Origin of the sequence: Ancylobacter crimeensis (assembly GCF_023016805.1) — a bacterium.
Lineage (GTDB): Bacteria > Pseudomonadota > Alphaproteobacteria > Rhizobiales > Xanthobacteraceae > Ancylobacter > Ancylobacter crimeensis.
Map to the genome: position 1 here is coordinate 140,557 of NZ_JALKCH010000008.1, position 23,426 is coordinate 163,982.

General features: G+C 69.8%; 19 protein-coding genes. 10 read left to right on the forward strand and 9 right to left on the reverse strand.

All coding sequences use genetic code 11. The features are described from left to right. Positions 1 to 47 precede the first annotated feature (47 nt). From MWN34_RS13725 to MWN34_RS13755, 7 genes are all read left to right on the forward strand, one after another. Positions 48 to 992: an acetamidase/formamidase family protein gene (locus MWN34_RS13725; RefSeq protein ID WP_247029863.1), complete on the forward strand. Its 945-nt coding sequence runs from the start codon at positions 48 to 50 to the stop codon at positions 990 to 992. Between the two features lie 32 nt (positions 993 to 1,024). Then, complete coding sequence (locus MWN34_RS13730; RefSeq protein ID WP_425532118.1) at positions 1,025 to 2,707, forward strand: ABC transporter ATP-binding protein; 1,683 nt, start codon at positions 1,025 to 1,027, stop codon at positions 2,705 to 2,707. Positions 2,708 to 3,339: 632 nt separating this feature from the next. Beyond that, positions 3,340 to 3,819, forward strand: a complete 480-nt coding sequence (locus tag MWN34_RS13735; protein ID WP_247029864.1) for a glutathione peroxidase — start codon at positions 3,340 to 3,342, stop codon at positions 3,817 to 3,819. 303 nt (positions 3,820 to 4,122) lie between these two features. Next, a complete protein-coding gene (locus tag MWN34_RS13740; protein ID WP_247029865.1) occupies positions 4,123 to 5,082 on the forward strand; it encodes a glycine--tRNA ligase subunit alpha in 960 nt (319 codons plus the stop codon). 107 nt (positions 5,083 to 5,189) lie between these two features. After that, the gene (locus MWN34_RS13745; RefSeq protein ID WP_247029866.1) at positions 5,190 to 6,422 is read left to right on the forward strand and encodes an NAD(P)/FAD-dependent oxidoreductase; all 1,233 of its coding nucleotides are present in this window, start codon (positions 5,190 to 5,192) and stop codon (positions 6,420 to 6,422) included. Positions 6,423 to 6,521: 99 nt separating this feature from the next. After that, entirely contained in the window at positions 6,522 to 8,777 is a 2,256-nt protein-coding gene (gene glyS, locus MWN34_RS13750) for a glycine--tRNA ligase subunit beta (protein WP_247029867.1), read from the forward strand. A gap of 301 nt (positions 8,778 to 9,078) precedes the next feature. Further along, the gene (locus tag MWN34_RS13755; RefSeq protein ID WP_247029868.1) at positions 9,079 to 9,237 is read left to right on the forward strand and encodes a DUF3096 domain-containing protein; all 159 of its coding nucleotides are present in this window, start codon (positions 9,079 to 9,081) and stop codon (positions 9,235 to 9,237) included. 183 nt (positions 9,238 to 9,420) lie between these two features. Here the strand turns inward: MWN34_RS13755 and MWN34_RS13760 are convergent, their stop codons facing one another. Then, on the reverse strand, positions 9,421 to 9,816 hold the full coding sequence (locus MWN34_RS13760; RefSeq protein ID WP_247029869.1) for a DoxX family protein: 396 nt from the start codon (positions 9,814 to 9,816) through the stop codon (positions 9,421 to 9,423). Positions 9,817 to 10,080: 264 nt separating this feature from the next. Between MWN34_RS13760 and ppdK the strand changes: the two genes are divergently transcribed. After that, on the forward strand, positions 10,081 to 12,759 hold the full coding sequence (gene ppdK, locus MWN34_RS13765) for a pyruvate, phosphate dikinase (protein WP_247029870.1): 2,679 nt from the start codon (positions 10,081 to 10,083) through the stop codon (positions 12,757 to 12,759). Between the two features lie 542 nt (positions 12,760 to 13,301). Here the strand turns inward: ppdK and MWN34_RS13770 are convergent. Genes MWN34_RS13770 through mutS form a run of 3 tightly spaced genes read right to left on the reverse strand, consistent with a single transcriptional unit; the run spans position 13,302 to position 16,681 of the window. Further along, entirely contained in the window at positions 13,302 to 13,583 is a 282-nt protein-coding gene (locus tag MWN34_RS13770) for a type II toxin-antitoxin system RelE family toxin (protein ID WP_247029871.1), read from the reverse strand. After that, positions 13,573 to 13,818: a type II toxin-antitoxin system Phd/YefM family antitoxin gene (locus tag MWN34_RS13775; protein WP_247029872.1), complete on the reverse strand. Its 246-nt coding sequence runs from the start codon at positions 13,816 to 13,818 to the stop codon at positions 13,573 to 13,575. The genes MWN34_RS13770 and MWN34_RS13775 overlap by 11 nt, the downstream gene beginning before the upstream one ends. Before the next feature lie 49 nt (positions 13,819 to 13,867). After that, complete coding sequence (gene mutS, locus MWN34_RS13780) at positions 13,868 to 16,681, reverse strand: DNA mismatch repair protein MutS (protein WP_425532113.1); 2,814 nt, start codon at positions 16,679 to 16,681, stop codon at positions 13,868 to 13,870. A 137-nt stretch (positions 16,682 to 16,818) separates the two neighbouring features. On the opposite strand from mutS, the gene xseA reads away from it, so the two are divergent. After that, positions 16,819 to 18,441, forward strand: a complete 1,623-nt coding sequence (gene xseA, locus MWN34_RS13785; RefSeq protein ID WP_247029873.1) for an exodeoxyribonuclease VII large subunit — start codon at positions 16,819 to 16,821, stop codon at positions 18,439 to 18,441. An 82-nt stretch (positions 18,442 to 18,523) separates the two neighbouring features. Next, on the forward strand, positions 18,524 to 18,748 hold the full coding sequence (locus MWN34_RS13790) for a DUF2093 domain-containing protein (RefSeq protein WP_247029874.1): 225 nt from the start codon (positions 18,524 to 18,526) through the stop codon (positions 18,746 to 18,748). A 15-nt stretch (positions 18,749 to 18,763) separates the two neighbouring features. Here MWN34_RS13790 and lpxK read toward each other — a convergent pair whose 3' ends face one another. From lpxK to MWN34_RS13815, 5 genes are all read right to left on the reverse strand, one after another. Then, the gene (lpxK, locus tag MWN34_RS13795; RefSeq protein ID WP_247029875.1) at positions 18,764 to 19,765 is read right to left on the reverse strand and encodes a tetraacyldisaccharide 4'-kinase; all 1,002 of its coding nucleotides are present in this window, start codon (positions 19,763 to 19,765) and stop codon (positions 18,764 to 18,766) included. Positions 19,766 to 19,866: 101 nt separating this feature from the next. Further along, complete coding sequence (locus MWN34_RS13800) at positions 19,867 to 21,189, reverse strand: 3-deoxy-D-manno-octulosonic acid transferase (RefSeq protein ID WP_247029876.1); 1,323 nt, start codon at positions 21,187 to 21,189, stop codon at positions 19,867 to 19,869. Next, positions 21,182 to 21,919 (reverse strand): lysophospholipid acyltransferase family protein, encoded by a 738-nt coding sequence (locus MWN34_RS13805; RefSeq protein WP_247029877.1) that lies wholly within the window; start codon positions 21,917 to 21,919, stop codon positions 21,182 to 21,184. The genes MWN34_RS13800 and MWN34_RS13805 overlap by 8 nt, the downstream gene beginning before the upstream one ends. A 15-nt stretch (positions 21,920 to 21,934) precedes the next feature. After that, positions 21,935 to 22,189, reverse strand: coding sequence for a DUF4170 domain-containing protein (locus MWN34_RS13810; RefSeq protein WP_247029878.1), 255 nt, complete (start codon positions 22,187 to 22,189; stop codon positions 21,935 to 21,937). A gap of 81 nt (positions 22,190 to 22,270) precedes the next feature. Further along, a complete protein-coding gene (locus tag MWN34_RS13815) occupies positions 22,271 to 23,158 on the reverse strand; it encodes a 3'(2'),5'-bisphosphate nucleotidase CysQ (protein ID WP_247029879.1) in 888 nt (295 codons plus the stop codon). Between the last annotated feature and the right edge of the window lie 268 nt (positions 23,159 to 23,426).

The following is a 23,426-nucleotide window of genomic DNA, read 5'->3' on the forward strand; positions in this document are numbered from 1 at the left end:
CGGCCCCGCCGGGCCGCGTTCCCGCTTCCGAAACCGAGGTGCCGGCCATGTGCGTCGCCTGCCATCACACCATCCACCGCGCGTCCCAGCATTTCGGCTGGAATCGCGATTTCCCGCCCGCCCTGACGGCGAAGCCCGGCGCGACGATCCATTTCGAATGCGCGGATTCCTCCGCCGGCCAGCTCGGCGCGGGCTCGACGGTCGAGGACGTGAAGACGCTCGACTTCGGCAAGATCAACCCGGTGACCGGACCCGTCTTCGTCGAGGGCGCCGAGCCGGGCGACGCGCTGAAGGTGACGATCCGCCGCTTCGTGCCCTCCGGCATCGGCTGGACCGCGAACATTCCCGGCTTCGGCCTGCTGGCCGACCAGTTCCTTGAGCCGGCGCTGCATGTGTGGAGCTACGACACGTCGGCGAGCGTTCCCGCGCTGTACGGGCCGGGCGGCCGGGTGCCCCTGAAGCCCTTCGCCGGCACCATCGGCGTCGCCCCGGCCGAGCCGGGACTGCACTCCATCGTGCCGCCGCGCCGGGTGGGCGGCAATCTCGACATCCGCGACCTGTCCGAGGGCGTGACGCTCTATCTCCCCGTGGAGGTGGAGGGCGCGCTGTTCTCCATCGGCGACACCCACGCCGCGCAGGGCGACGGCGAGGTGTGCGGCACCGCGATCGAGAGCCGGATGGATGTCGAGGCGACCCTCGAACTGGTGAAGGACGCGAAGCTCGCCAGCCCGCGCTTCACCACCCCCAGCCCGGTGACCCGCCATCTCGATGCCGCCGGCTATGAGGTGACCACCGGCATCGGCCCCGACCTGATGACCGGCGCCCGCGAGGCGGTGGCCCGGATGGTGGACCTGCTCGCCGCCGAGCACGGCCTCAACCCGGTGGACGCCTACATGCTCTGCTCGGTGTGCGGCGATCTGCGCATCAGCGAGATCGTCGACATGCCGAACTGGGTCGTCTCCTTCTACTTCCCGCGGATCGTGTTCTCGTGACCCTGACGCCGCGTCCGACCCCCGCCCTCGCCCTGCCTGCGCCCGTTCTCGAGGTCGCGCATCTCACCGTGGATGCGCGCACCCCCGCCGGGCTGTCGCGGGTGCTGGAGGATGTGAGCTTCGCGCTCCGGCCCGGCGAGACGTTGTGCCTCGCCGGCGAATCCGGCTCGGGCAAGTCGGTCACCTCGCTCGCCATCATGGGGCTGCTGCCGAAAGCGTCGCTGAGGGTGACCGGCGGCGCGATCCGGCTGGACGGGCGCGACCTCGTCGGCCTGCCGGAACGGGCGATGCGCCGGCTGCGCGGCGGGGAGATCGGCATGATCTTCCAGGAGCCGATGACCTCGCTCAACCCGGTGATGACGATCCGCGACCAGCTCACCGAGGCGATCCGCGTCCATCAGGGCGCGGAGGACGCGCTGGCGCGCGCGCGGGCGATGCTCGAGGCGGTACATATCAGCGATCCGGCGCGGCGGCTCGGGCAATATCCGCACGAGCTTTCGGGCGGCATGCGCCAGCGGGTGATGATCGCCATGGCGCTGTCCTGCCGGCCCAAGGTTCTGATCGCCGACGAGCCCACCACCGCGCTCGACGTGACGGTGCAGGCGCAGATCCTGAAGCTGATGCGTGAATTGAAGGGCGAGTTCGGCACCTCGATCATCCTCATCACCCACGATATGGGCGTGGTGGCGGAGATGGCCGACCGGGTGGCGGTGATGAAGGCCGGCCGCATCGTCGAGCAGGCCGACGTCGTGCCGCTCTTCACCGCTCCGCGCGAGGCCTATACCCGCGAATTGCTGGCCGCCGTGCCCCGGCTCGGCGCCCGCGCCGGCACCGACGGACCGCCGCGCGTCACCCCCCTGCCGACCCGGTTCGAAACCGGCGGGGAGAACGAGGCGGGCGAGGAGACGGTGCTGTCCGTGCACAACCTCTCCGTCTCCTATGGCGGGGCGCGCAACCTGTTCGGCCGGAGGGGCGAGGCGCAGCGCGCCGTCGAAGGCGTTTCCTTCGCGCTGAAGCGTGGCCGCACGCTCGGCCTCGTCGGCGAATCGGGCTCGGGCAAGTCCACCACCGGCAAGGCGGCGCTCGGGCTCATTCCCTTCACCGGCGAGGTGGTGCTGGACGGCACCGCGATCGCCGGTCTCTCGCCCCGCGCCATGCGCCCGCTGCGCCGGGCCGCGCAGATGATCTTCCAGGATCCCTATGCCTCGCTCGACCCGCGCATGTCGGTGGGCGCCGCCATCGCCGAGCCGCTGGTGATCCACGGCATCGGGAACCGGGCCGAGCGCCGGGAGCGGGTCGCTGCGCTCTTGAGGCGGGTCGGGCTCACGGCGGACCACGCCACGCGCTATCCGCACGAATTCTCCGGCGGGCAGCGCCAGCGCATCTGCATCGCCCGCGCGCTGGCGCTGGAGCCGAAGCTGATCGTGGCCGACGAGAGCGTCGCCGCGCTCGACGTTTCGGTGCGCGCGCGGGTGCTCGACCTGATGCTGGAATTGCAGGAGACGATGGGCCTCGCCTATCTCTTCATCTCCCACGACATGGCGGTGATCGAGAAGATGAGCCACGAGGTCGCGGTGATGCGCGCCGGCCGCCTGGTGGAATACGGCACGCGCCGCGCCATCTTCGAGGCCCCGCACGAGGCCTATACGCGCGAGCTGATCGCCGCCGTGCCGATGCCCGACCCGACGCGCCGGCACCTCGCCGAGGCGGGGTGAGAAGGGGGGCGGGTCTGTTCCGGGTGCCTCGATTATTTTCGCGCGAAGTGGATGCCGGTTCGCGTGAAGAAAATACGACCACTCAATAGGTTGGAGCTATTCATCGATTCCGTGAAACGGTGAATGACTCTCGTCGGGGCGTCCTCCTGGCACGGTCTCTTGCCGCTCCGCCCGTCCCGGTCGCCTTTGCGCGCCTGGATGCCGCCATTCCCGGGCTGGCCGGCATGATGTGAGATGGGGTGCTGCAGTGGGCGGGAACGACATCTTGCCGATCCGCTTTCCCGTGGCGCCCTCCGGCCGTCATCCCGGCCCTTGCGGTCTGTCCGGGCAATGGCATCGAGAGCACAGGCGACGACGCCTTCCGCACCCACACCTGCGGTCGCCAGACAGGTCTTCGACCGGCGTGGCGGCAAAGACCCGTTGCCGGCCCGCTTTCCACCTACCTTCCTCAGCCGTCATCCCGGCTGGAGCGCAGCGCGGAGCCGGGCTTGTCCGCCGCATGCGCGTGCGATCCCGGATCGCTCTTCCGTCCGTCCGGGATGACGGCGGAAGCGGCCGGGAGATCGCGCCCTCCCAAATCCGCCCCGCCTCGGGCATGATCCACGCGCCCTTCCCCGTTCCCGGATTCGCCGATGTCCAACCTCACCGATTTCACCGTGCCCGACCTTGCCGGCCGGGACGTGCCGCTCGCGGAGTATCGCGGCAAGGTGCTGCTGATCGTGAACACCGCCAGTAAATGCGGCTTCACCCCGCAATATGAGGGGCTGGAGGCGCTGTGGCGGGCCTATGGCGAGCGGGGGCTGGTGGTGCTGGGCTTTCCCTGCAACCAGTTCGGCGGGCAGGAGCCGGGCGACGCGCAGGAGATCGCCAGCTTCTGCAAGCTGACCTATGACGTCACCTTCCCCATGTTCGCCAAGATCGATGTGAACGGGGAGAACACCGCCCCGCTTTACGTTTGGCTGAAAAGCGAGGCGCCCGGCCTGCTCGGCAGTGAGGCGATCAAGTGGAACTTCACCAAGTTCCTGATCGACCGCGACGGCAAGGTGGTGGATCGCTATGCCCCGACCACGAAGCCGGAAGCGCTGAAGGCGGAGATCGAGCGGCTGCTGTGAGGGTCGCAGGCCGCCGGAGAGCCGGGATCGCGCGGAGTACCCGGTGAGAACGTTGGCAGCATTGCCCTGAGCGGGGTCATGTCCGGCGCAGGCCGGGCATCCACATCTTCGACCGGGCGGGCGGGAGCGGCGTGGATGGGCAGGCGGGCCTCGACCATCGCGGGATGTGGAAAGACAAGGTTGCTGCGCACGGGATTTTTCCCTATGCGTCCCTCACAGATATCGGAAAATTCCAGAAACCGCTCTGGATACGACCTGTCTTCAGGTGGCGCCTCCACCGTCCTTCCAACCGTCCGGCTCTCCATGATCGATCCCACGCTCCCGTCGCACATGCGCCCCGACCGTTCCTTCCAGGGGCTCATCCTCGCGCTCCAGCGCTTCTGGGCGGACAAGGGCTGCGTCATCCTGCAGCCCTATGACATGGAGGTCGGTGCCGGCACCTTCCATCCGGCGACCACGCTGCGCGCGCTCGGTCCGCTGCCGTGGAAGGCGGCCTATGTGCAGCCCTCGCGCCGGCCGAAGGACGGGCGCTATGGGGAGAACCCCAACCGCCTGCAGCATTATTACCAGTATCAGGTCATCCTGAAGCCCTCGCCGCCGGACCTTCAGGAACTCTACCTCGCCTCGCTGGACGCCATCGGCATCGACCTGAAGCTGCACGATGTGCGCTTCGTCGAGGACGACTGGGAGAGCCCGACGCTCGGCGCCTGGGGCCTCGGCTGGGAGTGCTGGTGCGACGGGATGGAAGTCTCGCAATTCACCTATTTCCAGCAGGTGGCCGGCTTCGAATGCGCCCCGGTGGCGGGCGAGCTGACCTATGGGCTGGAGCGCCTCGCGATGTATGTGCAGGGGGTCGAGAACGTCTACGATCTCAATTTCAACGGCCGCGAGGGCGAGGACAAGGTCAGCTATGGCGACGTCTTCCTGCAGGCCGAGCAGGAATATTCGCGGCACAATTTCGAGCACGCCGACACGAGCATGCTTCTGGAGCAGTTCCGCATGGCCGAGAAGGCGGCGGCGCAGTATCTGGAAGCCGGCTGGAACGCCGACCGCACCCGCCACCTGATGGCGCAGCCGGCCTATGACCAGTGCATCAAGGCGAGCCACGTGTTCAACCTGCTCGATGCCCGCGGCGTCATCTCGGTGACCGAGCGGCAGAGCTACATCCTGCGGGTGCGCGAACTGGCGAAGGCCTGCGGCGCCGCCTGGCTCGCCACCGCCGCGGGCGGGGCGGGCGCGCCTTGCGGCGCCAGTGCGGCCTGATCCGCGCAGACGGGGTCGCGGGCGCCACTGGCGGGCGCCACCGCAACGCTGAAACCAACGCTCCCCTTGCGGGTTCTCGCTACACCTCCCGCAACGAGAGCCCGCTTATGTTCGACGCCGAAACCACCGAGCAGCAGGATCTGCGCGAAGGCGCGCCGCCCTGGAGCGCAGGTGCCGTGCCCGCCCTGCCGGCGCTGAAGGACAGCCTGTCCTGCGACGTGGCGGTGATCGGCGCGGGAATCAGCGGTGCCTTCATCGCCGAGCATCTCGCCTCTCTCGGCCAGCGCGTCGTCGTGGTCGATAGGGAGCGTCCGGGCTTCGGCAGTACGGTCGCCTCCACCGCGATGCTGTTGTGGGAGATCGACCGGCGCCTCGTCGAGCTTGCCGACCTCTATGGCTTCGAACGCGCCGCGACGCTCTATCGCCGCAGCCACGCGGCGGTGGCGGGACTGGCCGGGCTGGTCCGCGAGCGCGGCATCGCCTGCGGTCTTCGTGCGCGAACCTCGCTCTATCTCGCGGCGCAGGATATCGGCGCCGCGCAGTTGCGGGCCGAGCATGCGGCCCGCCAGCGCGCCGGGCTGCCCGGCACCTATCTCGACGCGGCGACGCTGTTCTCCACCTTCGGCATCGCCCGTGAGGGCGCGATCCTCTCCGGGGATTCGGCCGATGCCGACCCGCTCCTGCTCGCCCACGGACTGCTGGCGGCGGCGGCGGCGCACGGGGCGCGCATCTTCGCCGGCGAGGCGGTCGCCTATGAGAGCCACAGAAGCGGTGCGCGGATCGGCCTTGTGGACGGCCACGAGATCGAGGCGAAGGCCGTGGTACTGGCCACCGGCTATGTGATGCCGGATATCGTCCGCTCCGATCTCCAGAGCACCGGTGCGAGCTGGGCGCTCGCCACGCCGCCGCAGCCGCCGGGCGGGGTGTGGCCGGGCGAGCCGCTGGTCTGGGAAGCCTGCGAAACCTATCTCTATGCCCGCTCGACCGTCGGCGGGCGCATCGTCATCGGCGGCGAGGACGAGGACGGCCATGCCGACCGCGAGCAGCGTCTTGCCCTCGCGCCGGACAAGGTCCGCGCGCTCCTCGATGGATTGGCCGGGCTGCGGCCGGAGGCTCTGGCGCGGGCCGAGCTGGTCTGGTCCGGGGCGTTCTCGCGCACCAGCGACGGCCTGCCGCTGATCGGCGAGGTGCCGGACAATCCGCACATCTATGCCGCCTATGGCTATGGCGGCAACGGCATCACCTTCTCCTTCCTCGCCTCGCGCCTCCTCGCGCGGATGATCGCGGGCGAGCGCGAGGCCTGGTATGCCGACGTCGCGCTCGACCGCCCGGCACCCTGAGCGCCGTCGGGATGGGGCCGGTGCCGTGACAGGGCGCGGCGCTGCGTGCTAGACGGCGCGCATCGCCTCGCCCGCCGCCGCGCACGGAAAACCCGTCCCATGCCCGATCTCCTCCTCGAACTGTTCTGCGAAGAAATTCCCGCCCGGATGCAGCCGGGGGCGGCGGAGGCGATCCGCAAGCTCGTCACCGATGCGCTGGTCGAGCGCGGGCTGGTCTATGAAGGGGCGAAGGCCTTCGTCACCCCGCGCCGGCTGGCGCTGGCGGTGCATGGCCTGCCGGCGGCGCAGCCGGACCGGCATGAGGAGCGCAAGGGCCCGCGCGTCGGCGCCCCGCAGGCGGCGATCGACGGATTTCTCAAGGCGGCGGGGTTGGCCTCGCTCGATCAGGCGAGCGTCGAGAGCGACCCGAAGAAGGGCGAGTTCTATGTCGCCCGCATCCACAAGCATGGCCGGCCGACGCCGGAAGTGATCGCCGAGGTGCTGCCGGAGATCATCCGCAGCTTCCCGTGGCCGAAGTCGATGCGCTGGGGCAAGGCCTCGGCGAAGCCCGGCGCGCTGCGCTGGGTGCGCCCGCTGCGCTCCATCCTGTGCACCTTCGGCCCGGAGACCGAGGAGCCGGAAGTAGTTCGCTTCGACGTCGACGGGCTGGCTTCGGGCGACGTGACCCGCGGCCACCGCTTCCTCAGCGAAGGCGACATCCGGGTGCGCCGGCTCGACGACTGGCTGACCAAGCTGGAGGCGGCCAAGGTCGTGGCCGATCGCGAGCGGCGCAAGGACATCGTCCTCGCCGACGCCAAGGATCTCGCATTGGCGCAGGGGCTGGAGCTGGTCGAGGATGCCGGCCTTCTCGACGAGATCGCCGGCCTCGTGGAATGGCCGGTGGTTCTGATGGGCGCGTTCGACGCGAGCTTCCTCGACGTGCCCGACGAGGTGATCCGCGCCACCATCCGCGCCAACCAGAAGTGCTTCGTGCTGAAGGACCCAGCCACCGGCCGGCTCGCCAACCGCTTCGTCCTCGTGTCGAATCTGGAAGCCACCGATGGCGGCGCCGCCATCGTTGCCGGCAATGAGCGGGTGATCCGCGCCCGGCTCTCCGACGCCAAGTTCTTCTGGGACACCGACCGCCGCACCAATGCGAGCGTGCCGCTGGCCGAGCGGCTGGAGAAGTTCCGCAATGTGACCTTCCACGAGAAGCTCGGCTCGCAATATGACCGCATCCAGCGCATCGCCGAGCTGGCCCGGGCGCTGGCGCCCGTGGTCGGCGCCGACCTGGCGCTGGCCGAGCAGGCCGCGCTCTATGCGAAATCCGACCTGCGCACCGAAGTGGTCGGCGAGTTTCCCGAGGTGCAGGGCCTGATGGGGCGCTATTACGCCCGCCTCGAAGGCCTGCCGGAAGAGATCGCCGCCGCTGCCGAGGAGCACTACAAGCCGCAGGGCCCGACCGACACGGTGCCGACCGCGCCGGTTTCGTTGGCGGTGGCGCTGGCCGACAAGATCGACACGCTGGTGGGCTTCTGGGCGATCGACGAGAAGCCGACCGGCTCCAAGGACCCCTTCGCGCTACGCCGCGCCGCGCTCGGCGTCATCCGCATGGTGCTGGAGAACGGGCTACGGCTGCCGCTGGCGGAGCTGCTGGCCGGGCGCTTCGGCGCCGGCCTCTCGGTGACCGCCGAGCGCCGCCGTACCGGCGACAGCCTCGACACCGTGCTCGACCTCAGCTTTGAACGCCGGCTGATCGAGACCATCGCGGTCGGCACGCGCGGCATCACCTATGAGCAGGCGCAGGAGGAGGTTAAGGCCCGCGGCACGGCCTTCGCGTCCGAGGCGACCGCGGACTTGCTGGCCTTCTTCGGCGACCGGCTGAAGGTGCATCTGCGCGAGAGCGGAGCGCGGCACGATCTGGTGGACGCGGTGTTCGCCTTGCCGGATCAGGACGACCTGCTGCTGGTGGTGAAGCGCGTGGAGGCGCTGTCGCGCTTCCTCGGCACGGAGGACGGCAAGAACCTGCTGGCGGGCACCAAGCGGGCCGCCAACATCCTGCGCATCGAGGAGAAGAAGGACGGCGTTTCCCATGACGGCGCGCCGGACCCGGCGCTGTTCGTCGAGGCGGAGGAGCGTGCGCTGGGCGCGGCGATGGCCGATGCCGAACCGGTGATCGCGGCACGGCTCGCGGCCGAGGATTTCGAGGGCGCGCTGGCAGCGATCGCGGCGCTGCGCGCCCCGGTCGATGCCTTCTTCGAGAAGGTGACGGTGAATGCGGGCGCCCCCGCGCTGCGCGCCAACCGTCTCGCCTTGCTGGCGGCGATCCGCCGGGTGACCCGCGCCATCGCCGATTTTGAGCGAATCGAGGGCTGACGCAGATTGACGGATCTGCGCGGACCTCGCGTGGATCCTGCGGTGCAGCATGACGTGCCGCGCGCAAGGTGCGGCGTATTGGCGCGGGATGGTTCGGCCGCACGGCCGGCAGGCGGGCGCCCGGCATCCGCCCGGCATCCTGCGCATGCGGCGCAGCATGTCGCGATCGCCGGATGAAGTCGCGTCCTGCCGCTTCCTGCAAGGGGTGCCGGCATGGACGGGAACCGTCGGCTACCTCCGGCTGTTATGTCGCCGGCCGGCCTTTTCGCTCTCCGTGGCCGGCGCCAGAGCGGAGCTTCCCATGCAGATCGACGTCATCACCTTGCAGCCCATCGTGGCGCTGATCGCCGGCATCCTCATCCTGCTGATGCCGCGGCTGCTGAATTTCATCGTCGCGATCTATCTGATCTTCATCGGTGTGGTCGGCCTCATGGGCCATATGGGCGGGATGCACCTGTAAGGTCCGAAAGGGTCTGCCGCCAGCGGAACGCGCCGGCGCGTCGCCGCTGAGGCGGCGTATGTGGTCCGCCGCCTCATGCGCGTCTGCCGTCCGTCCGGCCGGGAGCGAACCGTCGGAAACCCGCCCCGATGCCGGCAGCAACGCCGATCGGGACAGGAATCGCAGCGATTCCGCCGAGGCGCCTCAGCGCCGCATCGCCGCGTCCACGCTCCATGGGCCCGGGCCGGCGAAGAAGATGTAGAAGAACACGAAGCAGTAGAGCGCGGCCAGTTCGCCGCCATTGATGATCGGGAAGAAGCTCTGGGGTGCGTGGACCATGAAATAGGCCACCGCTGTCATGCCCGACACGAGGAAGGCCGCCGGCCGCGTGAACAGGCCGAGCACCAGCAGGATGCCGCCGACCAGCTCGATGATGCCGGCGAGGCCGGGCATGGAGGAGAGGCTCACCCCCGTCATCTGGGTGGTGGGAAAGCCCAGGATCTTGGTGCAGCCATGCTGCAGCAGCAGCAGGCCCGCCGCGATGCGCAGCACGCTGAGAATGCGCGGCGCCCAGGCGGCCAGTGTCGTCGTTTCCGTCATGTCCAAGCCCTCTTGTGTGCGTAAACCCGGCCGGCAGGAAGGTGACCAATTCGGCCGCCCTCTTCAATCCAGCACAGTATGCCGCACTGCAAAAGACGAATTGCGACAGCGGAGACGACGGGCTAGAGACAGTCTTGGAAAAGCGATCGGGATCATGCTGCCGCGGGAGCGGTAGCGCATTGTTTTGACGTGACTTCCGGTCCTGAGCAATTTTCCATTGCACGGGCCGATGTTCATCATTTCCTCGATACGGATTCGCACCACATGACGAAATGGGTCTACACCTTCGGCGACGGCAAGGCGGAAGGCGCTGCCGAGATGCGCAACCTGCTGGGCGGCAAGGGCGCCAATCTCGCCGAGATGTCCAATCTCGGGCTGCCGGTGCCGCCGGGCTTCACCATCTCAACCGAGGTGTGCACCTGGTATTACGCCCACGGCAAGACCTATCCGGCCGAGCTGAAGGGGCAGGTGGAGGCGGCGCTGGCGCACATCGCCGCGCTGACCGGCCGCACCTTCGGCGATCCGGCGAACCCGCAGCTCGTCTCGGTGCGTTCCGGGGCGCGGGCCTCGATGCCGGGCATGATGGACACCGTGCTGAACCTCGGCCTCAACGACGGCACCGTGGACGCGGTGGCCGAGGCCTCGGGCGATGCCCGCTTCGCCTATGACAGCTATCGCCGCTTCATCCAGATGTATTCGAACGTGGTGCTCGACTTCCCGCACCACCATTTCGAGGAGGTGCTGGACGCCTTCAAGGAAGAGAAGGGCTACACTCTCGACACCGACCTCTCTGCCGCGGACTGGAAGGTGATCGTCGGCAAGTACAAGGACCTCGTCCTGCACGAGCTCGGCGCCCCCTTCCCGCAGGATCCGCACGACCAGCTCTGGGGCGCCATCGGGGCGGTGTTCTCCTCCTGGATGAACCAGCGCGCCATCGTCTATCGCCGCCTCCACGCGATCCCCGAGAGCTGGGGCACCGCGGTGAACGTGCAGGCCATGGTGTTCGGGAATATGGGCGACACCTCGGCCACCGGCGTTGCCTTCACCCGCAACCCCTCCACCGGCGAGAACGCGCTCTATGGCGAGTTCCTGATCAACGCGCAGGGCGAGGACGTGGTGGCAGGCATCCGCACCCCGCAGAACATCACCGAGACCGCGCGCATCGCCGCGGGCTCGAACAAGCCCTCCATGGAGACCGCGCTTCCCGAGGTCTTCACCGAGTTCCAGCGCATCGCCGGCGTGCTGGAAGGGCACTATCGGGACATGCAGGACCTCGAATTCACCGTGGAGCGCGGCAAGCTGTGGATGCTGCAGACCCGCTCCGGCAAGCGCACCGCCAAGGCCGCGCTGCGCATCGCGGTGGAGATGGCGCATGACGGCGTGATCACGAAAGAAGAGGCGATCGCCCGCGTCGACCCTGCCGCACTCGACCAGCTTCTGCACCCGATGCTCGATCCCAAGGCAGACAAGGCCGTCATCGGCTCGGGCCTGCCGGCCTCGCCGGGCGCCGCCTCGGGCGAGATGGTATTCTCGGCCGACGAGGCGGAGCTCGCCAAGACCCAGGGCCGCAAGGTCATCCTGGTGCGCATCGAGACCTCGCCGGAGGACATCCACGGCATGCACGCTGCGGAAGGGATCCTCACCACCCGCGGCGGCATGACCTCGCACGCCGCCGTGGTGGCGCGCGGCATGGGCAAGCCCTGCGTGTGCGGCGCCGGCACCATCCGGGTGGATTATGCCAACGGCACCATCACCTCGGGCGGCGTCACGCTGAGAAAGGGCGACATCCTCACCATCGACGGCGGCACCGGACAGGTGATCGCCGGGGCCGTGCCGATGCTGCAGCCGGAGCTTTCCGGCGAGTTCGGCACGCTGATGGGCTGGGCGGACGCGGTGCGCAAGCTGAAAGTGCGCGCCAATGCCGAGACCCCGCTCGATGCCCGCACCGCCAAGAGCTTCGGCGCCGAAGGCATCGGCCTTTCCCGCACCGAGCACATGTTCTTCGATGCCGGGCGCATCAAGTCGGTGCGCGAGATGATCCTCGCCGACGACGAGGCCGGCCGGCGCACGGCTCTCGCCAAGCTGCTGCCCTTCCAGCGTCAGGATTTCGTCGAGCTGTTCGAGATCATGGACGGCCTGCCGGTCACGATCCGCCTGCTCGATCCGCCGCTGCACGAGTTCCTGCCGCACACCGAGGCCGAGATCGCGGAAGTGGCCGAGGCGCTCGGCGTCTCGCCGCAGAAGCTGGCGGCGCGGAAGAAGGAGTTCGACGAGTTCAACCCAATGCTCGGCTTCCGCGGCTGCCGTCTCGCCATCGCCTTCCCGGAGATCGCCGAGATGCAGGCCCGCGCCATCTTCGAGGCCGCGGTGGCCGCGGAGAAGAGCACCGGCAAGCCGGTGGTGCCGGAGGTGATGGTGCCTCTCATTACCGGCAAGCGCGAATTCGACCTGGTGAAAGAGGTCATCGACGCCACCGCGAAGAAGGTGGAGGAAGAAACGGGCGCCAGGCTGACCTATCAGGTCGGCACCATGATCGAGCTGCCGCGCGCGGCGCTGAAGGCGGACGAGATCGCCGAGACGGCGGAGTTCTTCTCCTATGGCACCAACGACCTGACCCAGACCACCTACGGCATCTCGCGTGACGACGCCGGCACCTTCCTCGGCCCCTATGTGTCCAAGGGCATCATGGAGGTCGACCCCTTCGTGTCGATCGACGTGGAGGGCGTCGGCGAACTGGTGAAGATCGCCACCGAGCGCGGCCGCAAGACGCGCCCGAACATCAAGCTCGGCATCTGTGGCGAGCATGGTGGCGACCCGGCCTCGGTGGCGTTCTGCCATGAAGTGGGGCTGGACTATGTGTCCTGCTCGCCCTTCCGCGTCCCCATCGCCCGCCTCGCCGCGGCGCAGGCGGCGCTGAAGACGAAGGCGGCGAGCCAGGCGTGAGACGGATCGGGGCGGCCATGGGCCGCCCCGTTTTGTTCGGCTGTCAGGCGTACTGGATGAGGACCCAGTAGACCGCTTTGCCTTTATAGGGCGGGAATGTGTTGTCCTTGGCAATCGGTGCCGTGGTGGTGTCGTAAAGGTCATCGACCTTCCAGACGCCGCTGGCAGGGCATTTCTCACCAGTTTTGTGCTTAAGCATAGTCCACCTGAATCGACATTGACTCATGGTCGGACCTTGACGCGCGAATCGCTCCGGACGCATAGTCCGGTTGTCCAATGGCGCACGCCGCCCACGGTCCGACCAGGTTCCATGTGGGCTCGGACGCAGGGCTGTTCGGAGGTGCAAGCTCCGGGCAGCCCTTTTTGCATCCTGACGATAGAAGAAGCGACTCTCAGAGCTACGCCAAGTGTTAGTCACGAGTAGTCGACGTAACCACCATTTCTAGTATTTGTGGATTATGGGGATTGCGTGGATGGAGCCTTACTTAGCTTAGGCTTTGCTGGGACCAACGGGGTCTTTCCCGTTTGTGAATTCATAAAACTCACCGCCGCTTCGCTGCCTCATACACCTCGCCGCGTTCGCGCTTGCCCACCGCCACCACCACGACCGTGATCGTCGTGTCCTCCACCCGGTAGACCAGCCGATAGCCCGCCGCGCGGAGCTTGATCTTGTAATGATCGGCCATGCCGCGCAGGGCGTCGGCCTCGACGCGGGGGTGTTCCAGCCGCTCGGCGAGCTTTTTCTTGAACTGCGCGCGCAAGGTGGCGCCGAGCTTCTCCCATTCCTTAAGCGCGGAGGGCAGGAATGCGAGGCTATAGCTCATCGAGCTTTACCTGCACCGTCGTCTCGCCGGCCCGCGCTCGGGCGATCTCGATGAGGGACTGGTCGTCGAGCGCGTCCATCATCGCCTCATAGGTCTCGGCAGGGACCATATAGGCCATGACCCGGTTGTGGTTGAGGATCGCGACCGAACCGCCGCGCGCGCCCTCGACGATGGCGGTGGGGTTCTTCTTCAGTTCGGAGACGCTGACGGCCATCTCCGCTTCGACGCGCTGCATGGCAAGCCTCGTATTGATCCGGAATTCTGGACGAATATAGGGGCTGTCTTCAGGTCAGCAAATGACAAGGTCCGGCTCTACCTTCACCCCCCTTCGCCAGCCCCTTCAGCCGGTACAGCGCCTCCAGCGCCTCGCGGGGGGTGAGTTCGTCGGGGTCGATGCCGGTGAGCGCGGCCTTCACCGCTTCCGCCACCGGGTCGGCGCTTGCCGCCGGCGCGGCGGGCGGGGCCCGGTTCAGGCTGGCGAAGAGCGGCAGGTCGTCGAGAATGCGCTGGGTCGGGGCGGCGCGGTCGGCGCTTTCCAGTTCCGTCAGCACCGCGCGGGCGCGTTCCACCACCGCCGCCGGCAGGCCGGCGAGCTTGGCGACCTGGATGCCGTAGGAACGGTCCGCCGCCCCCGGCACCACCTCGTGCAGGAAGATCACCTCGCCGTCCCACTCCTTCACCTTCACCGTCGCGTTGACGAGGCGCTTGAGGCGCTGGGCGAGCGCGGTGAGCTCGTGGAAATGGGTGGCGAACAGGCCGCGGCAGGCATTCGTCTCGTGCAGATGCTCGAGACTGGCCCAGGCGATGGAGAGGCCGTCGAAGGTCGCGGTGCCGCGGCCGATCTCGTCGAGGATGACGAGCGAGCGGCGGGTCGCCTGGTTGAGGATGGCGGCGGTCTCGACCATCTCCACCATGAAGGTCGAGCGCCCGCGTGCCAGGTCGTCCGCCGCACCGACGCGCGAGAACAGCCGGTCGACGATGCCGATCCGCGCGGAGGCCGCGGGCACGAAGCAGCCGGCCTGAGCGAGGATGGCGATGAGCGCGTTCTGGCGCAGGAAGGTCGATTTGCCCGCCATGTTGGGGCCGGTGACCAGCCAGATGCGTCCCGCCTTGGCCCGCGCGGGAGGCGAGAGGTCGCAATCATTGGCGATGAAGGGGCCGCCGGAGGCGAGCGGATCCCGGCGCAGCGCCTGCTCGACCACCGGGTGGCGGCCGCCCAGAATCGAGAAGTCGAGCCCGTCATCCACCTCGGGGCGGACATGGTTCTCCTCCACCGCGAGCCGGGCGAGGCCGCTCGCGACGTCGATCACCGCCAGCGCGGCGGCGCAGGCGCGGACATGATCGGCGCCGGCCAGCACCTCGCTCGCCAGCCGGTCGAAGATCGTCTGCTCCAGAGCCAGCGCCCGTTCGCCGGCGCTGGCGATCTTGGCCTCCAGTTCGCCCAGCTCCACGGAGGAGAAGCGCACGGCCCCCGCCATGGTCTGGCGATGCACGAAGACGCTCGCGAAGGGCGGCTCGCGCAGCTTGTCGGCGTGCTGGGCGGAGACTTCGACGAAATAGCCCAGAACCGCATTGTGCCGGATCTTGAGGGTCCGGATGCCGCTCTCCTCGACATAGCGCCGCTCCAGAGCCGCCACCACGCGCCGGCTCTCGTCGCGCAGGGCGCGGGTGGCGTCGAGGTCGGCGTCGAAGCCGGCCCGCACGAAGCCGCCATCGCGCCGGTAGGGCGGCAATTCGTCGGCGAGCGCGGCGAGAAGCGTCGCCGGCAAGGCGGGCGGCGGGGCGGCGAGGTCGCGGGCGGCTTCCATCAGCTCCTCGGGTGCGCCCTCGGCGGCGATCATGGCGGCGATCGCCGCGCCCTCCATCAATCCGCGGCCGATGGCGGCAAGGTCGCGCGGGCCCGAGCGATTCAGCGCGATGCGGGCGAGAGCGCGGGCAAGGTCCGGCGCGCCGGCGAGCCGCTCGCGCAGGGCGTCGCGCAGGGCCGGGCGGTCGGCGAGGTGCTCGACCGAATCGAGGCGGCCAGCGATGGCGGCGGGCGCGGTCAGCGGCTCGGCGAGCCGGCGTGCCAGCAGCCGGGCGCCGGCGGAGGTCACGGTGCGGTCCACCGCCGCGAGCAGGCTGCCCGCCCGCTCGCCGGAGGTGGTGCGCAGGATTTCAAGGTTCGCCCGCGTCGCCGGGTCGATGACCATGGCGGCGCCGCCGCTCTCGCGCACCGGCGGGGCGAGCGGGGGGCGGTTGCCGAGCTGGGTGCGCTCCACATAGGCGACGATGGCGCCCGCCGCGGCGAGTTCCGGGCGCGAGAAGGCGCCGAAGGCGTCCAGCGTCGCCACCTGGAAGAAGCCGGCGATGCGCCGCTCGGCGGTGGCGCCGTCGAAGCTCTCCTTCGGCAACGGGGTCACCGCGGGCAGCGTGCGCCACAGTTCGCGGAAGGCCGGCTCGTCATAGATCGCGTCCGGCACCAGCAGTTCGGCGGGCTCGATGCGGGCGAGGTCGGCGGCAAGCCGGGCGGGGTCGGTTTCGGAGACGCGGAAGGTGCCGGTGGAGATGTCGCAGAAGGCAAGTGCATAGGCATAGCCGTCGCCGGCGCCGTCCTCGCCGCTCTTGGCACGGGCGAGGCTCGCCAGCACGTTCTCGCGGCGGGCGTCGAGAAGAGAGTCCTCGGTCAGGGTGCCGGGGGTGACGAGGCGCGTGACGTCGCGGCGCACCACGCTCTTGCTGCCGCGCTTGCGGGCTTCGGCGGGATCTTCCAGCTGTTCGCACACCGCGACCCGGTGGCCGGCGGCGATGAGCTTGTGGAGATATTCCTCGGCCCGTTCCACCGGCACCCCGCACATCGGGATGTCGGCGCCCTGGTGCTTGCCGCGCTTGGTCAGCACGATGCCGAGCGTGCGCGAGGCGGCTTCGGCGTCGGCAAAGAACAGCTCGTAGAAATCGCCCATCCGGTAGAACAGCAGGCTGTCCGGGTTGGCGGTCTTTATCTCGATATATTGCGCCATCATCGGCGAGACGCGCGTCTCGTCCTTCCCTTCCTGACCCTTGCGGGCGTCGGGGGTGTCGGCGTCGGGACGGGGCGGGGCGGAGAGGGCGCTGGCCATGGCCGGACGCTGGCAGCAGAGCGGGCGCGATGGCAAGCCCGAAGCGGCGCCCCGAGGGCCGTTTTCCCCGCAGAAGGGCATCTTGCCGCCAGCCGGCCCGCATTTCCGTCACCGGCAAATGCCGTTATGGAGAAGCCATGGCCAAAGCGACCCCCGATTCCCCTGTCACCAACGCTCCCGACTGGTCGGTCTCGGAGCTCTCCGGTGCGCTCAAGCGCACGGTGGAGGACGCCTTCGGCCATGTGCGGGTGCGCGGCGAGATCTCCGGCTATCGCGGCCCCCACTCCTCCGGCCACGCCTATTTCTCGCTGAAGGACGCGAATGCCCGGCTCGACGCGGTGGTGTGGAAGGGCACCATGGCGCGGCTGAAGGTGCGGCCCGAGGAGGGGCTTGAGGTGGTCGCCATCGGCCGCATCACCACCTTCCCCGGCAAGTCGTCCTACCAGATCGTCATCGACCAGATCGAGTTCGCCGGCGCCGGCGCCATCATGGCGATGCTGGAGGAAAGGAAGCGCCGCCTCGCTGCAGAGGGCCTGTTCGACGCGACGCGCAAGCGCCGCCCGCCCTTCCTGCCGCAGGTGATCGGGGTCGTCACCTCGCCCACCGGCGCCGTGATCCGCGACATCCTGCACCGATTGTCCGACCGCTTCCCGCGCCGGGTTCTGGTGTGGCCGGTCCGGGTGCAGGGCGATACGAGCGGCGCCGAGGTGGCGGCTGCGATCCGCGGTTTCAACGCCATCGCCCCCGGAGGCCCGGTGCCGCGCCCGGACGTGCTGATCGTGGCGCGCGGCGGCGGCTCGCTGGAAGATCTGCTCGGCTTTTCCGAGGAGGCGGTGGTGCGCGCCGCCGCCGAGAGCCGGATCCCGCTGATCTCCGCCGTCGGCCACGAGACCGATGTGACGCTGATCGATTTCGCCGCCGATATCCGCGCCCCGACCCCGACCGCCGCGGCCGAGATGGCGGTGCCGGTACGCGGCGAATTGCTGGCGGAGGTCGGCAGCCTCCATGCCCGGAGGCTCGCCGCGTTCGCCCGTGCCGCCGAGCGTCGCCGTTCGGATCTGCGCAACCTCGCCCGGCATCTGCCGGCGGCGGAAGAGCTGCTCGCCTTGCCGCGCCAGCGGCTCGACATCGCCGCCCAGCGCCTGCCGCGCGCCCTGAAGGCCAATGCGGGGGCGCATCGGCTGCGCCTCACCCGGGCCGAGGCGCGGTTTTCGCCGCAGACGCTGCTGGGGGCGCTTGCCCGCCGCCGCGAACGGGTTGCCGCGCTGGGCGACCGGCTGCCGCGCGGCCTCACCCGCAGCACGGGCACGCACCGCATGCGCCTGACCCGCATAGAGGCGCGGCTGGAGCTTGGGCGACAGGGGCAGGCCAACCGCATCGCGCGCGGGCAGGACCGGCTGGCGGCGCTGGCGGAGCGGCTCGGACGCTGCGCCTCCCAGCAGAGCGAGGCGCGGCGCAGGCGGCTCGATGCGCTGGCGCAGCTTCTCACCGCGCTTTCCTATCGCGGCGTGCTGGCGCGCGGCTTCGCGCTGGTGCGCGACGGCGCCGGCCAGCCGGTGCGGCTCGCGGCGGATGTGGCGCCCGGCATGGCGCTGGCCCTGCAATTCGCCGATGGCAGCGTCGGGGCGATCGCCGGGGAGCCGTTGCCGGAGAGCGTTCCGCCCGATCCCGGCCGGCGCCGCGCCCCCACCCCCCGCCGCGGCCCGCGCCGGACCCGGGAGGGCGAGGAGCCTCCGGCGCAAACGAACCTGTTCGAATAGGGCGGGCGCTGAAGGGTGCGCTTGTGGCGGCGGTGCGCGCCGCCCATATTGACCATCGACCGATGACAAGGATGAGTGCGGCATGAACCGCTTCGAACGTTTCCCGCCCGCAACCGGCGAGGCCGAGATCCGCTATCTGGACGGCGATTTCCGCATCGTGCGGCCCGGCACCTTCGTGCGTTGCGCCGTTACCGGCCAGCCGATCCCGCTGGAGGAACTGCGCTACTGGAGCGTCGATCTGCAGGAAGCCTATGCCACGCCGCAGGCGGTGCTGACCCGCCTCCACCCGGACCGCGTTCGCCGCTGAGCCGTCCGGCGGCCCTCAGGCGAGCGCGCGGGCGATGAGGGTGTCGAGCGTTTCCGCACTCTCCGGCTCCAGGACGAGGCGCACCGGCAGAACCTCCAGATGCGGGGCGAGGATGTCGCCCGCCGGGGTGCCGGTCAGCCGCACCGCATCCTTCTCCGTCGTGACCAGCGTGAGGTCCTCCGCCTGCGCGCGGTGCAGCAGGTCGCCGGCTTCCGCCGCACGGAAGGCGTGATGGTCCGGGAAAGGCTGCGTCCGCACCGCGAGCGCGCCGATGCCGCGCAGGGTCGCGAAGAACTTGTCCGGCCGGCCGATGCCGGCGAAGGCAAGCACCCTGCGCCCGATCAGCCGGCTCGCGGCCTCGGCGTCCGGCGCGAGCCGTCCGCGCAGCACGGCGAGCCCCTTCGCGCGGCCGTGGCGTGCCACCTCGTCCCCTGCGGTTCCGTCTCCCACCAGCAGCAGTGCCTGCGCCCGCGCGAGCTGCGGGGCGAGCGGCGCGCGCATCGGGCCGGCCGGAAGGCACAGGCCGTTGCCGATGCCGACCGCAGCGTCGAGGACGAGGATCGACAGGCGCTTCTCGAGCGCGGGGTTCTGGAAGCCGTCATCCATCACGATGACATCCGCCCCGGCCTGGAGAGCGAGCCCCGCGCCGGCGACGCGGTCGCGGGCGACGACGGTGGGCGCGAGGCGGGCGAGCAGCAGCGGCTCGTCGCCGAGATCGGCCGCGATGCCGCGCGGGGTGACGAGCAGCGGCCCCGGCAGCCGCCCGCCATAGCCGCGCGTGAGGAAGACCGGATGCCTGCCCAGCCCTTGCAGCCGGCGGGCGAGCATGAGGGCGGACGGCGTCTTGCCGGCGCCGCCCACCGTGGGGTTGCCGAGGCAGATGACGGGCACCTGCGGGGCATGGCCGGGATGGCCGAGCCGCCGCTCCGCCACCGCGCCATAGAGCGCGCCGAGGGGGCGCAGCAGGTTCGCCGCGAGAGTGGGCCGGGGGTGCCACCAGAAGGGCGGTGCCTGCATCGTTTCACCCGCGCTGCGGCGTTGGGCTGGGCCTGCGCCCGGCCTGCCGTCGTCCGCGGCCGGTCCGGATTCAGATGGCTTGAGCGGTGTCCGACAACGCTCTACCGGGTGGACTCCCGGTCCTTCAATGTGTGCTTTTCCAGGCGGATCTGCACCAGATAGGGATCGAGCGCTGCCATGGTCCGCTCCAGCGCCCCGCCGAGCGCGGCCACGGTGGCCTGCCCGGCCTTCACCGTGCGAAGGCGGCGGGCCTCGTCGGTGATCAGAGCATAGGCCGCTTTCGCCAGGCTGTCGGCGTCCGTCACCGCCTCGGCGCCGTAGCTCTGGTCCAGCCGGCTATAGATCTCGGCGAAGTTCATGACGTGCGGGCCGTGCAGGATGGCACAGCCCAGCTTGATCGGCTCGATCGGGTTTTGGCCGCCATGGCGGATGAGCGAGCCGCCGAGAAAGGCGAGCCGCGCCAGCCGGTAGAACAGGCCGAGCTCGCCGATGGTGTCGGCGACATAGATGTCGGTGCCGCGGTCCGGCAGGTAGCCGCCGCTGCGCAGCACGGCCGGATGGCCGGTGCCGGTGGCGAGCCGCAGCACCTCCATGCCGCGCTCGGGATGGCGTGGAGCGATGAGGGTGATGAGGTCGGGGATGCGTGTCTTGAGGGCGGCATGGGCGGCGATCACCGCGTCCTCCTCGCCGGCATGGGTCGAGCAGGCGAGGAACACCTCGCGCCCGGCGAGCGCCGCCTTCAGCGCCTCCAGCGTCCTGTCAGCCACGGGCGGAGGCGGGGCGTCGAATTTGAGGTTTCCGGTCACCGAGACCCGCGGCGCGCCGAGCCGGGCGAGGCGCTCGGCATCGTCGCGCCCCTGCGCGAGGCAGAGGTCGACGCGGCGCAGCAGGCTTTTCACACTGCGCGCTGTGCGCTGCCAGCGGGCGAAAGAGCGCGCCGACATCCGCGCATTGACCATGAAGAGCGGGGTGCGCCGCTCGCTGACCTCGAGCAGCAGGTTCGGCCAGATCTCGGATTCGACCAGAACCACGAGGTCGGGCCGCCAGTGGCCGAGAAAGCGGGTAAGGAAGCGCGGAGCGTCCAGTGGAACGAACTGGTGGATCACGCCCGGCGGCAGCCGGTCGGCGGCGAGTTTCGCCGAGGTCACGGTGCCGGTGGTGAGCAGCACTTCGAAATCGCGCGCCCTGAGGCGATCGATCAGCGGCAGCACCGCGATCATCTCGCCGACGCTGGCCCCGTGCACCCAGACGAGTTGCCCGGACGGGCGGGCGCGGGAGGCAAGGCCGAAGCGCTCGGGCAGGCGCGTCGGATCCTCCTTGCCGCGCCGGATGCGCGGACGCAGCAGCGCCTTCGCGAAGGGCGTGGCGAGCTGCATGCCGAGCCGGTAGAGCCGCAAGGGCAGCGTGGTCGGTCGCCTAGTCATCGGTGGAGCCGGCAGGGGCGGGCACGCGGGGTCGCGGCGGAGGAGCCTTGCGCCCCACCAGTTCCTCGGCTCGTGCGGTGATGAGATCGAGCTGGCGCTGCAATTCCTGCCGGGCGGCCTCCAGCGTCGCGGTATCGGCGTCGGGCGCCACCAGCACGCCGTCGCCGGCCACCACCGCCGCCTTGCCGAAAGGCAAATGAATCGCGGCGCGGTCCCAGCTTTTCGCGAGGATGCGGTTCGAGGTGGCAATCGCCACCGGATAGATCGGCCGGCCGGAATGCTTGGCGATGGTGACGACGCCGAGCCCGGCGATGCGCGAGATCTTCGGCACGTCGGCGGTCATGGCGACATTGCAGCCGTCCTCCAGACTGCGGATCATCTCCACCGTCGCGCTGAAGCCGCCCTTCACCCGGAAGTCGCGCCCCGCCGCGCCCGAGCCGCGTATGGTGCCGATGCCGAGCGCCTGCGCGGCGATGGCGTTCACGTCGGCGTCGGAGCTGCGCGAGATCATGACCTTGGCGCGATGGTGCGGCTTCACCAGGAACGGCGTGAGGAAATGCTGCCCGTGCCAGAAGGTGAGGATCATCGGCAGCTGGGCGTCGGCCAGCTCATACAGATCGGCCGGCTCCATCACCACGCGGTTGGTGCGCCAGACGAAACGCAGATAGGAAGCCATCGTCCGGCCGAGCAGGGACCGCACGGTCGGCGAGGTACGCAGGCGACGCCACATGCGAAGAGCCGGCCGTCAGTTCGCGGCGCCGGTCGAGACGCCGGTTTCCGGGTCGAGCAGGCGGTGCAGGTGCACGACGAAATAGCGCATATGCGCGTTGTCCACGCTCTGCTGGGCCTTGGCCTTCCAGGCGGCGTGGGCGGTGGCGTAATTGGGGTAGATGCCCACGATGTCGAGATCCTGGATGTCGCGGAAGGTCACGCCGTCCAGCGATTCCAGCTCGCCGCCGAAGACCAGATGCAGAAGCTGGGGATTGGTTTTCGCGCTCATCGTTCCGTCCCGATCGCCGGATCACACATTGTCATGTCGTCCCTCGGCCAACTCGTCCCTTGGCCACGTCGCACATCGCCATCATGAGGTCCCGCGCCGTGCCGCGTCCAGCACGGAGGGGTGCAGCGAAGCGCCCGCGGACACCAGGGCGCCGTGCCGCGGCACGGACGCATTGTAGACGAGCCTGTTGCCGGAGAGCGTCGTGAGCAGCCCGCCCGCTTCGTGCACCAAAAGGTCCGCGGCGGCAAGGTCCCAGTCATTCGCATTGGGCGAGGCCAGCGCGGCGTCGAGCTCGCCGGTCGCGACCCGCGCATTGCGCAGCGCCAGCGAATGCACCCGCTCGCCACGCGCGACGGGCGCGACCGCCTGCACCCGGTCGAACAGCGGCGGCGGCGCGTCGAGCCGGGCTCCGGCCAGCTCCTGCCGGGTGCCGGCCGCGATCGGCAGGCCGTTGCGGGTAGCGCCGCCGCCGGCAAACGCGATGAACAGCTCGTCGGTCACCGGGGCATAGAGCGCGCCGGCGATGGGCCGCCCGTCCTCGACCAGGGCGACCGCGACGCACCAGTCGGGCCGCCCCGCCATGTAGGAGCGCGTGCCGTCGATCGGATCGACGATCCAGAGCCGCCTGCGGCCGAGACGCTCGGGATTGTCCGCCGTTTCCTCGGAGAGCCAGCCATAATCGGGGGCGAGGCCGGTGAGGCGCTCGCGCAGCATGGCGTCGACCGCAAGGTCGGCTTCGGTGACGGGCGAGTTGTTGTCCTTCGACCACGACCGGATACCGCCGCGAAACATCGCGACCGCCACCGCTCCGCCGGCGACCGCCGCATCTGCGAGATGGCGCGCCGCGATGGCGGGGTCGGCGATGAGGTCGGTATCGTCCGTTCGGGGGTAGGGCCGCGCGTCGGCCGCGCCGGGACCGGCGCCGGAAGTTGCGCCGGAGCGCGGGCCCGTCTTGATTTCATCTGCCATCTTTCGGAGTTAAGCGGGCGCACACCCACATGCAAGCCGAATGCGCGCAGCCGTGCCGTGCATCTGGTGCGGCGCAAGCGCCGGGGAGGAAAGGAGGAGCCCGTGCGCCCACCGTCCCCCGGCGAGAAGCGAACGGAAGGGCCGGGATCATCCCGGCTCCCGGGCACCTGCTGCCGTGCCGTTCCATGGGCGCAGCGGAGAGCCGGGATCCCGGCGCTCCACGATCCCGGCTCTCCGCTGCGCTGCGGCCGCGATGACGGGGAAGGGG

Coding starts and splice junctions, on each gene's coding strand:
- MWN34_RS13725 (WP_247029863.1), top strand. CDS start 48: ATGTGCGTCGCCTGCCATCACACCATCCACCGCGCGTCCCAGCATTTC.
- MWN34_RS13735 (WP_247029864.1), top strand. CDS start 3,340: ATGTCCAACCTCACCGATTTCACCGTGCCCGACCTTGCCGGCCGGGAC.
- MWN34_RS13740 (WP_247029865.1), top strand. CDS start 4,123: ATGATCGATCCCACGCTCCCGTCGCACATGCGCCCCGACCGTTCCTTC.
- MWN34_RS13745 (WP_247029866.1), top strand. CDS start 5,190: ATGTTCGACGCCGAAACCACCGAGCAGCAGGATCTGCGCGAAGGCGCG.
- glyS (WP_247029867.1), top strand. CDS start 6,522: ATGCCCGATCTCCTCCTCGAACTGTTCTGCGAAGAAATTCCCGCCCGG.
- MWN34_RS13755 (WP_247029868.1), top strand. CDS start 9,079: ATGCAGATCGACGTCATCACCTTGCAGCCCATCGTGGCGCTGATCGCC.
- MWN34_RS13760 (WP_247029869.1), bottom strand. CDS start 9,816: ATGACGGAAACGACGACACTGGCCGCCTGGGCGCCGCGCATTCTCAGC.
- ppdK (WP_247029870.1), top strand. CDS start 10,081: ATGACGAAATGGGTCTACACCTTCGGCGACGGCAAGGCGGAAGGCGCT.
- MWN34_RS13770 (WP_247029871.1), bottom strand. CDS start 13,583: ATGAGCTATAGCCTCGCATTCCTGCCCTCCGCGCTTAAGGAATGGGAG.
- MWN34_RS13775 (WP_247029872.1), bottom strand. CDS start 13,818: ATGCAGCGCGTCGAAGCGGAGATGGCCGTCAGCGTCTCCGAACTGAAG.
- mutS (WP_425532113.1), bottom strand. CDS start 16,681: ATGGCCAGCGCCCTCTCCGCCCCGCCCCGTCCCGACGCCGACACCCCC.
- xseA (WP_247029873.1), top strand. CDS start 16,819: ATGGCCAAAGCGACCCCCGATTCCCCTGTCACCAACGCTCCCGACTGG.
- MWN34_RS13790 (WP_247029874.1), top strand. CDS start 18,524: ATGAACCGCTTCGAACGTTTCCCGCCCGCAACCGGCGAGGCCGAGATC.
- lpxK (WP_247029875.1), bottom strand. CDS start 19,765: ATGCAGGCACCGCCCTTCTGGTGGCACCCCCGGCCCACTCTCGCGGCG.
- MWN34_RS13800 (WP_247029876.1), bottom strand. CDS start 21,189: ATGACTAGGCGACCGACCACGCTGCCCTTGCGGCTCTACCGGCTCGGC.
- MWN34_RS13805 (WP_247029877.1), bottom strand. CDS start 21,919: ATGTGGCGTCGCCTGCGTACCTCGCCGACCGTGCGGTCCCTGCTCGGC.
- MWN34_RS13810 (WP_247029878.1), bottom strand. CDS start 22,189: ATGAGCGCGAAAACCAATCCCCAGCTTCTGCATCTGGTCTTCGGCGGC.
- MWN34_RS13815 (WP_247029879.1), bottom strand. CDS start 23,158: ATGGCAGATGAAATCAAGACGGGCCCGCGCTCCGGCGCAACTTCCGGC.